Source organism: Dellaglioa sp. CoH-57-MRSF-16 (assembly GCF_056782055.1).
This window is the reverse complement of record NZ_JBXAXZ010000002.1, coordinates 139,792-152,899: the sequence shown is the minus strand read 5'-3', so window position 1 is coordinate 152,899 and position 13,108 is coordinate 139,792. Positions and strand designations below refer to the sequence as shown.

The 13,108-nt window shown below is 34.4% G+C and carries 12 protein-coding genes; 1 reads left to right on the top strand and 11 read right to left on the bottom strand.

From position 1 onward, the window contains the following. Positions 1–29: 29 nt before the first annotated feature. The 4 genes from plsX to AC1RPH_RS02680 all read right to left on the bottom strand — a co-directional run bounded on the left by plsX (position 30) and on the right by AC1RPH_RS02680 (position 5,258). Positions 30–1,043 carry a phosphate acyltransferase PlsX gene (gene plsX / locus AC1RPH_RS02695; RefSeq protein WP_481761263.1) on the bottom strand — a complete coding sequence of 338 codons (1,014 nt, stop codon included), beginning with the start codon at positions 1,041–1,043 and terminating at the stop codon, positions 30–32. Between the two features lie 21 nt (positions 1,044–1,064). Further along, entirely contained in the window at positions 1,065–3,101 is a 2,037-nt protein-coding gene (gene recG / locus AC1RPH_RS02690; protein ID WP_481761404.1) for an ATP-dependent DNA helicase RecG, read from the bottom strand. A 72-nt stretch (positions 3,102–3,173) separates the two neighbouring features. Then, positions 3,174–4,856, bottom strand: a complete 1,683-nt coding sequence (locus tag AC1RPH_RS02685; protein ID WP_481761262.1) for a DAK2 domain-containing protein — start codon at positions 4,854–4,856, stop codon at positions 3,174–3,176. Between the two features lie 39 nt (positions 4,857–4,895). Further along, entirely contained in the window at positions 4,896–5,258 is a 363-nt protein-coding gene (locus tag AC1RPH_RS02680) for an Asp23/Gls24 family envelope stress response protein (protein WP_057973455.1), read from the bottom strand. Between the two features lie 239 nt (positions 5,259–5,497). Here AC1RPH_RS02680 and rpmB point away from each other — a divergent pair, with 239 nt between their 5' ends. Then, on the top strand, positions 5,498–5,683 hold the full coding sequence (gene rpmB / locus AC1RPH_RS02675; protein WP_057973454.1) for a 50S ribosomal protein L28: 186 nt from the start codon (positions 5,498–5,500) through the stop codon (positions 5,681–5,683). Between the two features lie 47 nt (positions 5,684–5,730). On the opposite strand, the gene AC1RPH_RS02670 is transcribed toward rpmB, so the two are convergent. The 7 genes from AC1RPH_RS02670 to fmt form a co-directional block, all read right to left on the bottom strand. After that, complete coding sequence (locus tag AC1RPH_RS02670; RefSeq protein ID WP_481761261.1) at positions 5,731–6,384, bottom strand: thiamine diphosphokinase; 654 nt, start codon at positions 6,382–6,384, stop codon at positions 5,731–5,733. Beyond that, the gene (gene rpe / locus AC1RPH_RS02665) at positions 6,381–7,031 is read right to left on the bottom strand and encodes a ribulose-phosphate 3-epimerase (protein WP_409022609.1); all 651 of its coding nucleotides are present in this window, start codon (positions 7,029–7,031) and stop codon (positions 6,381–6,383) included. The genes AC1RPH_RS02670 and rpe overlap by 4 nt, the downstream gene beginning before the upstream one ends. 10 nt (positions 7,032–7,041) lie before the next feature. Next, positions 7,042–7,929 carry a ribosome small subunit-dependent GTPase A gene (rsgA, locus tag AC1RPH_RS02660; RefSeq protein WP_481761260.1) on the bottom strand — a complete coding sequence of 296 codons (888 nt, stop codon included), beginning with the start codon at positions 7,927–7,929 and terminating at the stop codon, positions 7,042–7,044. A gap of 103 nt (positions 7,930–8,032) precedes the next feature. After that, entirely contained in the window at positions 8,033–10,045 is a 2,013-nt protein-coding gene (gene pknB, locus AC1RPH_RS02655; RefSeq protein WP_481761259.1) for a Stk1 family PASTA domain-containing Ser/Thr kinase, read from the bottom strand. After that, on the bottom strand, positions 10,045–10,785 hold the full coding sequence (locus AC1RPH_RS02650) for a Stp1/IreP family PP2C-type Ser/Thr phosphatase (RefSeq protein ID WP_481761258.1): 741 nt from the start codon (positions 10,783–10,785) through the stop codon (positions 10,045–10,047). Before AC1RPH_RS02650 ends, pknB begins: the two co-directional genes overlap by 1 nt. Before the next feature lie 15 nt (positions 10,786–10,800). Next, the gene (rsmB, locus tag AC1RPH_RS02645) at positions 10,801–12,153 is read right to left on the bottom strand and encodes a 16S rRNA (cytosine(967)-C(5))-methyltransferase RsmB (protein ID WP_481761257.1); all 1,353 of its coding nucleotides are present in this window, start codon (positions 12,151–12,153) and stop codon (positions 10,801–10,803) included. After that, the gene (gene fmt / locus AC1RPH_RS02640) at positions 12,150–13,097 is read right to left on the bottom strand and encodes a methionyl-tRNA formyltransferase (RefSeq protein WP_481761256.1); all 948 of its coding nucleotides are present in this window, start codon (positions 13,095–13,097) and stop codon (positions 12,150–12,152) included. Before fmt ends, rsmB begins: the two co-directional genes overlap by 4 nt. Positions 13,098–13,108 lie beyond the last annotated feature (11 nt).

Genomic DNA, 13,108 nt, shown 5'->3' with positions numbered 1-13,108 from the left:
GTAATTTTAACCATTTTTCAGAGAAATGTCTAGTTAATTTTATTTTCACTAGTTTCCTTTTCAAAATAGTTAACAATATTAGGTACTACATCTGTATTAACCATATCATTGATTTGGTTAATTGTGTAATAAACAACTTCAGCCTTACTTGATCCATGTGATTTTACAACTGGTGCTTTAATACCTAGTAAAACCGCACCGCCATACTTAGGTGAATCCATTTTATTCTTCAATTGTTTTAAACTTGGTTTCAGTAAAAGTGCACCAATTTTAGCACGCAAGCCACCACTCATAATGGCACTTCTGAGTAATGAAAACATTCCTAAAGCTGTCCCTTCAACGGATTTTAAAACAGCATTACCTGTAAATCCGTCAGAAACAACAATATCAGCTTTACCAGAAAGCAAATCATTAGATTCAATATTACCCACAAAATTTAATTCGGTATCGTTTTGTAATAATTGGTACGCTTCTTGCGTCACTTTGTTGCCTTTATGTGGTTCTGTCCCATTATTTAATAAACCAATTTTAGGATTACTAATATGGCGAACATTTTTAGCGTAATAGTTACCTAAGACAGCATATTGATGCAAGTGTTCAGGTTTACTATCCGCATTGGCTCCAGCATCTAATAAATTTACAGTATTATCACTAGAAATAACTGGCAATGTTGCTAATAAACCAGGTCGTGGAATACCCTTAATACGGCCAATTATAAACAAACCAGCAGCAAGTAGTGCCCCTGTATTACCGCATGAAAATACGGCATCATTCTCACCATCTTTAACAGATTGAGCTGCTAAGACCATTGATGCTTTTTTCTTTGAACGAATTGCCTTAACTGGTTCATCATTCCCATCAATTTCCTCATCCGTGTGAACAATTGTGATATTTTTATCATCTTTTAAGAATTCACGAATTCTTTTTTCATCTCCGTACAACGTAAATTGAATGGTGCTATCTTCGTCTCTAGCACGTTCAACGCCCTCGACGATTGATTGCGGTGCAAAATCGCCGCCCATTGCATCAACTGCTAACTTCATAATTATATTCTCCTAACTTATTTAATCGAATTTTAAATCTGTATTTTGATGGTTTTTTAAATAATCGTTTAGTGGTTTAAATTCAGGATTACTTTCAAAGTCATCTCTAAAAACTATTTCGTGCGCTTCTTGTTGGGCCACTTGTAATGCATTGATATCACCTATGGGATCACCGATTTTAAAATCAGGTATTCCAGATTGCTTACGGCCTAATACATCGCCAGCACCTCGCAACTCTAAATCTTTTTGCGAAATGACGAAACCGTCTGTTGTCTCTGTCATAATTTGCATGCGCTGTCTTCCAAAATCATTTTTAGGATCAGCAATTAAAATACAATAAGATGCTTTCTTACCACGGCCAACCCGACCTCGTAATTGATGTAATTGCGCTAACCCAAACCGTTCAGCATTATGAATCATCATCACAGTAGCATTAGGTACATCAACGCCGACTTCGATAACCGTTGTTGAAACCAATATTTGATATTTATTGGCCTTAAAATCGGCCATAATCTGATCCTTTTCATCATTCTTCATTTTGCCATGCAGTAATCCAACTTTATATTTTGGCTCAAATATTTCTTTCATATTTTCGTATAAAGCTAATGCATTTTTTAAATCTAGTGTTTCAGATTCATCAATTAGTGGTGTAATAATATAAGCTTGTGAGCCTTGAATCAACTGTTCTTTAATGAGATCGATTCCTTTACCTACTTGAGAACTCTTTAACCAAGATGTCGAAATAGGTTGGCGTCCTGCAGGTAGTTCATTAATCGTAGAAACATCCATTTCGCCATAAGCAGTGATTGCTAGCGTCCTAGGGATTGGCGTGGCCGTCATTGCTAAAACGTCCGGTTCAGCCCCCTTCTCTCTTAAAATGCGACGTTGATTCACACCAAATCGGTGTTGCTCATCAGTAATAACTAATCCAACGCGACTGAATGACACATCAGGTTGAATAATCGCATGTGTTCCAATAATTAAATTAACCTCACCTGATTCAAGATGTGCTAATAGTTCACGTCTAGCTTTAACTTTCATTGACCCAGTTAAAAGTGCAACATTAACTGGGAAATCTGCGAATAAGGTAGCCATGTTATTGGCATGTTGTTCAGCTAATATTTCTGTTGGCGCCATTAAAACGGCTTGATAGCCCGCCGTAATAGCCGCGTACATCACAATTGCTGCAACAATTGTTTTACCTGATCCAACATCACCTTGAAGTAATCGATTCATATGGATTGGTTGTTTCATGTCTGAACAAATTTCATTAACGACTCTTTTTTGAGCTGCCGTTAATTCAAATGGTAACGTCTGAATGAATTTTTTCAATTCATTATTTTGATAGTTAATTTTAATACCATCATTTTTAGTATCATTTCTTTTAATATACTGTAATTTCAATTGAAATAAAAAGAACTCTTCAAAAATAGCCGTCCGTTTGGCATCATGAAAATCTTTTTCATCCTGTGGAAAGTGAATATCATGTAACATCGTCTTACAATCAATTAAACGATACTTTTTAATCAGGTCATTTGGTAATATTGAATCAATTTGATTCGCATATTGCTCAAATGCTTGTGTAATTAACTGTCGAATTGCCGATTGATGAATATCTTTGGAAGAACGATATATCGCTGATAACCTATCATCATTTTGCTTCGTCAATAACTTCATCCCAGATAAACTTTTTCTTTTATCATCCCATTTACCATACACAGCTACTTCTTTACCAATCTCAAATTGTTTTTGCAAAAAAGGCTGATTAAAAAAACTAACGGTTATATTATCACTATCAATTAGTAATCTAACGTTTAACAGATTTCTTTTCTGACCAAACCGAATTAAAACTGGTTCAGAAGAGACAATTCCTTTTAGAGTTACTTTTTCTTGATCAGTAATTTCAGATAATTTTTTTGCTTTTAAATCGTCATAACGATACGGATAAAATGTTAATAAATCTATGATTGTATTAATTCCTAATTGATTAAGTGCAGTCAATTTTTTAGGCCCAACACCAGTTAAAACACTAACTGAATCATTCAATGATGACATTATGATACCTCACTTTCTACGGAATATAAAAAGCAGGAGAGAACATAGTCTCATCCCACCTTTACTTTTTACTATTTATTCAACTGAAATTAGGTATGGATAGACCGGTTGGTCTCCTTCGTGAATTTCGACTTCTAAATCTTCATCAATTTCATAAATGGCTTCTTCGATTTCTTTAGCTTCGTCCTCAGAACCGTCTTCACCCACAATAATTGTGATAATTTCGCTGTCTTCATCCAACATTTCTTTAGTCATTTCAATTGCAACTTTTTTACGATCATTATCGGTTACTTTGATGCTACCATCAATAATACCCATATAATTATCTTTTTTAATCTCAATACCTTCAATTGTTGTATCTCTAACTGCAATTGTTACTTGACCAGAAGTTACTGTATCCAAGTTTTCAATCATAGCATCTTTGTTTTCTTCTAATGTACTATCAATATTAAAACCAAGCATTGCTGTCATTCCTTGAGCGATTGTACGACTTGGTACAACAACTGTTGGAACTGTTGAAACTTCAACAGCTTGTTCAGCAGCTAAGAAAATATTTTTATTATTAGGTAAAATAATCACATTTTTAGCTTTAGTTGCTTCAATTGCCTTAACAATATCTTCCGTACTTGGATTCATTGTTTGACCACCACTTAAAATATAAGAAACGCCTAAACTTTTGAAAAGTGTCGCAACACCAGAACCAGATGAAATTGAAATAACTGCAATTTCGCTAGGTACTGCAGTTTCACTTGTTTCTTCAGTCTCTTCTTCATCATTTTCCAAAATTGTCTCATGTTGTTGACGCATATTATCAACCTTAACTTTGATTAATGAACCATAATGTTGACCATAAGTCATCACTTCACCAGGATTTTCTGTATGTACGTGAACTTTAACAACTTCATCATCGGCCACAACAAGAAGAGAATCACCAATTTCACTTAAATGATTTCTAAATTCATCATAATCAAATTTACGATCAACTAAACGACCAGCACCCAATTTAAGCATGATTTCTGTACAATAACCAAATTTAATATCTTCAGTACTTAATTTACTTTGAACACTCTGATGGTGACTGGCATTAACCATTTCATCCATTTCTTTTTCATTTGGTTTGTATTCTTCACTAATTGTTTCCTTACCAGTTAAGGCATCAAAGAAACCTTCATAAACAAATGTTAATCCTTGACCACCTGAATCAACAACACCAACCTCTTTTAAAACAGGTAATAAATCCGGTGTTGTTGCTAATGCTTTTTTAGCAGCTACATAAGTTGCTTCCATAACGACGATAACATCATCGCTCTCAGAGGCAGCTTTATTTGCAGCCTTAGCGGCTTCTCTTGCAACTGTTAAAATAGTTCCTTCAGTTGGTTTCATAACGGCTTTATACGCGACTTCTACGCCACCTGTCAAAGCATCTGACAAATCAGTAGCAGTTAAAACCTCTTTAGCTTGGATCCGTTTATAAAAGCCTCTAAAAATTTGTGATAAAATAACGCCTGAGTTGCCTCGAGCACCCATCAGTAAACCTTTAGCTAAAATCGAAGATAGTTCACCAACATGTTCAGAAGGTGAATCTTGAACATACTTTGCCCCACTTGCGAACGAAAGGTTCATATTTGTACCTGTATCACCATCTGGCACTGGAAATACATTCAATGAATTAATAAATTCGGCATTTTTAGCCAATCGTTGTGAGCTAATTTGGACCATTTTTCTAAATTCTTGGTCCGTAATTTTCGTAACAGTCACTTCTTTTTCCTCCTTGGTCACTACTAAAATAGCTAGTTACTAATCGCCTAGTACGCGAACGCCTTGTACTAACACGTTAACTGAATTAGCAGATACACCTAGCATTGTTTCTAAATTATACTTCACTTTTTCTTGAACATTACGACAAACTTCAGATATTTTTGTGCCATAGCCAACAATAATGTAGACATCAATAGCAACACCATTATCTTCCTGGCGAACAACAACACCTCTAGAATAATTATCTCTTCTTAAAATTTCATTCACATTGTCACGAATTTGGTTTTTACTTGCCATTCCGACAATCCCAAAAATTTCAGTTGCGGCACCGCCGACAACTGTCGCAATAACTTCATTATCAATATCAATCGTACCGAATTGCGTTTTGATCTTAACAGCCATAAGAATAGCCTCCTTATATTTTCACACAATCAATAAGAGTATTTTATCATAGGATATGGTAGAATAAAAGAAAAATAGCATCTAAGAAAATTCTATTCCCCTACCTTCGGGAATTTCAAGCTGTCAAGCAAATTTACTTGAAAGAAAAGTATTGCATTATATGGCTAAATATGATATTTTTGTTTAGGTAAGTAAGCATAGCTTTGCTTTTTAAGTGAATTGCAGAGGAGGATATGAATATGGCAAAAGATTTTATTACAGGACGTAAGACTACTTTCGGTAAGAAACGTTCTCATGCATTGAACCAAACAAACCGTAGCTGGAAACCTAATTTACAAAAAGTTCGCATCTTAGTTGATGGTAAACCTAAAAGAGTTTATGTATCTGCTCGCGCTTTAAAGTCAGGTAAAGTTACCCGTGTTTAATTCAATTTAAAAAGACTCAGCATTTATGCTAAGTCTTTTTTTTTGCTCTATTTTTCGTCATCACGACTTTGAATCACAATAATAATACCAGATTCAAAACTAAACTCACCTGTATCCCCCATAAATTCATTACTTGCTAATGAAATCGGGTTCACAAAATTAATTTGATTCAATGTATACTTCTCATCTATTAAACTCAATTTTTTAACTGGTGACAGTGGAATAAATGCAAGATATTTTTTATCATCTTCTTTTATTAACTGATACTTACCAGATTTAAAGAATCGAATTGAATTTTGTTTATCAACTAAACAAATTTTTTCAAACATTGTATTAAATGGCTCTCTAAAAATAAAAAACAAATTAGCCAATAAATGATCAATTCGACCACCTGTAGCGCCATAAATCGTCACTGAATCAAACTCAAATTCAGATATGGCTTCTCTCAAAGCAAATTCAGTATCTGTATCATCTTTTTCAGGATTAGCTATTTTAATTTTTTTACTATGATTAGATACTAAATTAAATTCACTTTCAGTCATTGAATCGAAATCACCAATCGATAGCTCAGGTGTAATACCTAGTTTTATTAATCGCAATGCACCTCTGTCAACACCAATCCACGGTCCACGAACGTTACCATCCACTAATTCCTTAGGCCACTGTTCCTTAGGTCCACCGACTAAGATATTGAGTTTCATTTGGTTGCTTCTCTTAACTTATTAATTTGTTCAGTTGGATTATCACTATTGTAGATGTATGAACCAGCTACTGCGACTGTTGCACCACTATCAAGACATTCCTTAATCGTTTGATCATTAACACCACCATCAACTTCAATATCAAAATCATAATTTTGAACTTGTTTGATACGGTCTAATTGGTCAATTTTACGTTTCATTTCTGGAATAAATGATTGTCCCCCAAATCCAGGGTTAACAGTCATCACTAATACTTGATCAACAAGTGGCAAAATTTGTTTAATTGTCTCTAGGGATGTTCCTGGGTTAATAACCACTTCAGCTTTCACACCTAATTTTTTAATATGTTGAATAACACCAAAAATATGGGGAGTTGATTCAACATGAACCCCAATAATATCAGCACCTGCCGCAGCAAATTCTTCAATATAAGATTCTGGATTTTCTACCATCAAATGACAATCCAAAACCATTTTTGTTAATGGTCTAATTGCTTCAACGACGTTTGCACCAAAAGTTAAATTAGGCACAAAATGGCCATCCATAATATCAATATGTAAATATTCTGCACCAGCTTGATCAACAACTTTAATATCCTTTTCCAAGTTTGCAAAATTAGCGCTTAAAATAGAAGGTGATAATTTCATTTTGGTCATCTCATTTCTTATAGTTTGGTTTTTGATCAACAATTAATTGATTAAATTGTAAATAATTTTTGTACCGACTCTGTAATAAATTACCTTGTTCAAGTGCTGCTTTAACTGCACATTTAGGCTCCTTAATATGCAAACAACCTCTAAATTTACAGCCAACAGATAGTTCATTTAATTCTGGAAATAACTTTGGTAACTCTTCTTTTGACATATCAAATAAATCAAAAGAAGAAAATCCAGGTGTATCAGCAATTAGCCCACCTGCAATAGGCATTAATGTTACCTTACGAGTAGTATGTTTACCACGATGTAAGGCTTTTGATATCTCAGCCGTCTGCAACTCCAACTCTGGCATAATTTTATTTAGTAATGTTGATTTTCCTGCACCAGTCTGACCCATTACGACTGCAATTTTACCCGGAAAGGTATCTTGTAATTCTTTAACCACAACATCTTCATTTTTACCAAATGGAAAAAATGTTGGATAGATTTGACTATAAGCTTCAATAATACTGCTTATTTCAACTACTTTCTCTTCAGGAATTAAATCGCCCTTTGAAAAGTATAAGACTGGCTTAACATGATGCGATTCTAGCATAATTAATTGTCTATCTAATAGATTGCTTGAAAATGCTGGTTCAACACATGACGTTACAACAATTGCTTCATCAATATTAGCTACTGGTGGTCGAATTAAGCTGTTTTCTCGATCATGAATATTAAGAATATAGCCTTCTTTTTTATTTTCAGCTTTGAAGTCAACCCAATCGCCAACTAGTGGTGCCTGGTTAGAATTTCTAAAATTACCTCGAGCCCTTGTTCGATAAGTTTCGCCTTCGACATCAACGTCGTAAAAGCCACTTAATGATTGTCTAATCTGACCTGTTACCAATAAATTAACCTCCTTTAACTGGACTCATGTAACCGTTTTATATGATTAATTAAAAAATAGATTAGAAGTTTACCCTCTAATCTAATTTTACCACATCTTTTATTTAATTTTTAGTTACATTATCATTTTCCGCAATTACTTCACCATCACGCAAAATTTTATATTTTCCTGCTTTTCCAGAATCTAAAACAAATGATAATTTAAAATCAGTATCTTTTGTAATTGTTTTCCGTTCATAAATATCATCAATGTTATGTGTTTTGTCTTCAATATAAATTTCAATAGCATTTTCATCTGCTTTTGATTCTGAAGAACTTGAACTAGAGCTGGAACTATCATCTGACGACGAGTCTTTGTCCTCATCCGTATCTTTTTCTTCATCAACTGAACTTGAACTTTCTGACACAATTGATTTGAATGGAACAGATATAGTCCTGGTAAATTCATCAGTTGTGACTTTTTTTCCTTTAGAAATAACAACTGATAATCGATCACCTTTAGAAAAAGAGCTTCCTTCTGCTGGTGATTGTTTAATAACTTGACCTTTGTCAACTGAATCTGAGTAGGCCTCGCTAATTGTCAGATTACCACCTAATTCGCTTGTATAATCCTGAACACTTTTTCTTGTATATCCTGTTAAATCTCTAAGTGTATACACTTTAGGACCTGAACTAACTGTCAATGTAATCACTGTATCACTCGGAACTACCTTATCACCCGCTGTGACATCTTGCGCCATAATTTCATTTTCAGTCACAGATTCTGACTCTTCCGTTTCTTTTTCAACTTTAAAGCCATCATTTTCTAACGTTGTTTTAACATCCTCATAATTACTACCAACGTAATTCTCGATTGTTATCTTAGCTTTTCCCTTTGATACCATTACATCAACCTGATTTTTTTCTCGAATTATTTCATTCTTCTTAGGTGTTGAATTAATGATATTACCACTATCAACGGTTTCACTATTTGTTCGAGTAATTTTACCAAGTTTCAAATTTTTGTCTGCTAAATTTGATTTTGCTTCACTAACTGTCATTCCGCTTAAATCAGGGACCTTAACTTCTTTTGGTGAACTCATTGCAAGAATCGCACCACCCAGAATAAGAGCGACAAAAGCAAAAATGATTGCGCCGATAGTCCATTTTTTACGACGACTCATTTTCTTTTTCGTATCTTTTTTTACATCTGGTTCCTGATTCGGACTAAGTGTTTCTACAGTCTGCTTATCAAATACCGGCAATACTTTAGTTTCACCACTGATAACCTCTTCAGGCTGCCACTTTGCCACATTTTTTTTAGCCAAAGATTCTCGCAAAGCAATTGACATTTCTCCAGCAGATTGGAACCTATCTCGCGGTACTTTACTTGTTGCTTGTAAAACAACATTTTCAAGAGACTGCGGAATATTAGGATCAAATTCCCGAACAGATGGCACATCACTTTGAAAATGTTTTAGGGCAATTGAAACAGCTGTTTCACCTTCAAAAGGAACTCGCCCAGTTAACATTTCATACAAAATAATACCAAGCGAATAGATATCAGATTGTTTTGTTGCCATGCTACCTCTAGCCTGTTCTGGCGAAAGATAATGAACAGAACCCAATAAAGTATTAGTTTGTGTTAACGAATGATCAGCCAATGCCACAGCAATACCAAAATCTGTAATTTTAGCATTACCATCTGCATCTATTAAAATATTTTGTGGTTTTAAATCACGATGAATAATACTGTGATCATGTGCTACTTCTACAGCTGATAAAATTTGAGTCATAATATCAATCACAACTTGATATGGAATTGGGAACCTTTTTGCTATATATGTTTTTAAATCATGTCCCGGCACATATTCCATGACCATAAATTGCAGTCCGTCTACTTCACCGACATCATAAACATTCACAATATTTGGATGAACCAATTCAGTTGTTGCCAATGCCTCACGTTTAAAACGTCTAACAGTATCTTGATCATCCCTTAAATCGACTCGCAATACTTTAACAGCTACTGGTCGATCCAAAATTAAATCAGTCGCAAGATAGACATTTGCCATGCCACCTTCGCCTAATGAATTTATTATTTTATAACGTTCATTAAAAATTGTATCAGGTTTCATTACACTATCCCCCGATCATTGCTAACCAGGAGTGCGGTAATGTTATCTAATCCGCCTGCCTTATTGGCCAATCTAATTAATTCCGAGCCTTTTTCTTCAACAGTTGTAGTATTTTTTAAGACCGTCTTGATTTCATCATCAGAGACCATATTAGTTAAGCCATCTGTGCATAATAATAATAAATCACCCGACTCAGAATCATTAACCGCAATATCAGCATCAGCATCTGACGAGATACCTAAACTTCTTGTAATCATATTCTTTTGCGGATAATTTTTAGCATCTTCTACGGTTAGTTCGCCACGCTTAATTAATTCATTCACTACTGAATGATCTTCAGTTAATTGATAAAGTTCTTTGTCACGTAATAAGTATCCTCGGCTATCACCAATATTGGCAACAATATATTTTTCTTCAAAGAATATGGCACATACCATTGTTGTGCCCATACCTGAAAGATCTTCATATTGATTAGACTTTTCAATAATTTGTTTATTTTCCATCTCTACTTCTTTGGTTATCCATTTAATTGCATCACTGGGCTGGCTAAAATTAGTTCCTTCAAATCGAAATCCCATGTGTGAAACGGCCATTTCTGAAGCAACATCTCCGCCCAAATGACCACCGATACCATCTGCAACCATCACAAAAGAAATACCACTTTTATTGTGAAAGACACCGACGTAATCTTCATTATTTTCTCTGACACTACCTACATCTGTTTGATAGGCAACTTTCATTCTTACACCTCGAGTCTAAAGTTGTTTTTCTAAACATGTAATGAAAAATCCATCTGAATGATAATCATCCGGATAAATAGTTAATTCTTTATCGTCTCTATTTTCTTTTAATGCCAAAGCAGTTGGCGTTTCAATCACTTTAAATTCAGGATGAGTTTCAACAAACTGGTTAACAACATCCTTATTTTCAATATCTAAAATAGTACATGTACTATAAGTTAAGCGACCACCTTTTTTCAAAGTTGGTGCCACTTTGTCTAAAATAGCTAATTGAATTTTTTGTAAATTATTTGAATCAGCTAATGTTTTTTCATATTTAATTTCTGGTTTACGACGTAATAATCCAATTCCAGAACAAGGTGCATCAACAAGAATTGAATCAAAATATTCATTATCAAATTCTTCTGAAATTAAACGTGCATCTAATACCATCTCCTCAACAACACTAGATAAACCTAAACGTTTAGCATTATCACCGATTAATTTAACTTTGTGTGCATGAATATCTAACCCTACAACTTCACCAAATAAAGTTTCATCTAGGAATGATGCAATATGGGTTGTTTTTCCACCTGGTGCGGCACATGCATCTAAAACTTTATCACCTGGTTGAATATTCATTGCGTCAGCAACTAACATTGCACTTTCATCTTGAATCGTAATTAACCCATCGTGATAAACGCCACTATCAGGAGCAAATCCATTAGTCACTAATAACCCAACTGGTGAAACTTGACTACGTTTCACCTCAAAGCCTTCATTTTCCATTTTTTCAATGACTTCTTCGACAGTTGCTTTAGCTGTATTTACTCTAACAGATTGATCAGGTGCTTCATTGATTGAAGCCAACAAATGTGTCGCTTTTTCTAAGCCTACTTGTTTAATTAATTCGTTTACCAACCAAACTGGTGTACTACTTTCAATACTCAAACGTTCAATATCATCTTTAATTTCAGAAACAGGACGGATACCTTCACGCTCAATTGCATGTAAAACACCAGTAACAAATTTACGCGTACCTGCATGGCCTTTTCGTTTTGCAATTTCAATTGATTCATTAAAAATTGCGCGAGTTGGAATTTTATCAAGATAATGCATCTGATAAATGGCACTCAATAGTAATTCTTGAACCCAATTATCCATTTTGCTAGGATTTTTAACAAATGGTGCCAACCAATATTCTAAAGTGAGACGTCTTTGGATAACACCGTAAACTAGTTGTGTTAATAAATGAGCATCCCGAACTTCCATATGATTATTCTTAATCACTTGGTTCAACGCAATATTTGAATACGTCCCTTGTTTAGCAACTCTTGTTAAAAGATCAACTGCTAAGAATCGGGGTGTCGTTTTTAAATCAGTTGTCATACATCAATCACCTGTTGTCCTTCTTTTATTCCTTGCCCACTACCGTTTAGGTAGTCGACAATGGTTTGTTTTGATTTACCATCTGGTTGAAGCGAATTAATAGCTAATACGGTCCCATCACCACAAGCAATTTCAAGTGATTTTTTAGCTACTTCAACTACTTTTCCAGCAGATAAAATAGTTTTTTTATCTAGTACAGTTATATCCCATATTTTAGTTCTCTTACCCTTTAAAATCGTATATGCACCAGGTACCGGTCTTAAGCTACGAATTTTCCAGTCTATTTCATTAGCCGTTTTTGAAAAATCAAGGGCTTCTTCTTCTGGTTTAATGGTAGGTGAAAAGGTTACTTTATCTTCATTTTGTGGTGTTGATTCACTTGTACCATCAATTAGTTTTGGTAATGTTTCAAGTAATAGTTCCTTACCTAATAAACTTAATTTTTCAAACATTGAACCAGTATCATCATTATTTTCAATTTTAATTGCACGACGGCTAATAATATTTCCAGCATCCATTTTTTTAACCATATAAATAATGGTAATACCTGTTTCTTGTTCACCATTCATAATAGCATATTGAATTGGTGCGCCACCACGATATTTAGGTAATAGTGAACCATGGACGTTTATTGCACCAATTTTAGCAGATTCTAATAATTTTGTTGGTAAAAATTGTCCAAATGCTGCAGTTACCAAAAAATCGGGTGCCATTGCAATTACTTTGGCCATTTCATCGCTGCCACTTAATTTTTCTGGTTGTAATACCTCAATACCATGTTTTACTGCAACTTGTTTTACTGGTGATTGCGTTAAAATACGTTTTCGCCCAACCATTCGATCTGGTTGTGTCATAACAGCTTTCACGTCATAGCCGTTTTCAATTAAACTTTCTAAAATTGGAGCTGAAAATTCTGGTGTTCCCATAAATACAATTGACGTCATAATATCTCCTT

Coding starts and splice junctions, on each gene's coding strand:
- AC1RPH_RS02670 (WP_481761261.1), bottom strand. CDS start 6,384: ATGAAACTCAATATCTTAGTCGGTGGACCTAAGGAACAGTGGCCTAAG.
- rsmB (WP_481761257.1), bottom strand. CDS start 12,153: ATGACAACTGATTTAAAAACGACACCCCGATTCTTAGCAGTTGATCTT.
- AC1RPH_RS02680 (WP_057973455.1), bottom strand. CDS start 5,258: ATGGCTGTTAAGATCAAAACGCAATTCGGTACGATTGATATTGATAAT.
- pknB (WP_481761259.1), bottom strand. CDS start 10,045: ATGAAACCTGATACAATTTTTAATGAACGTTATAAAATAATAAATTCA.
- rpmB (WP_057973454.1), top strand. CDS start 5,498: ATGGCAAAAGATTTTATTACAGGACGTAAGACTACTTTCGGTAAGAAA.
- rpe (WP_409022609.1), bottom strand. CDS start 7,031: ATGAAATTATCACCTTCTATTTTAAGCGCTAATTTTGCAAACTTGGAA.
- plsX (WP_481761263.1), bottom strand. CDS start 1,043: ATGAAGTTAGCAGTTGATGCAATGGGCGGCGATTTTGCACCGCAATCA.
- AC1RPH_RS02650 (WP_481761258.1), bottom strand. CDS start 10,785: ATGAAAGTTGCCTATCAAACAGATGTAGGTAGTGTCAGAGAAAATAAT.
- fmt (WP_481761256.1), bottom strand. CDS start 13,097: ATGACGTCAATTGTATTTATGGGAACACCAGAATTTTCAGCTCCAATT.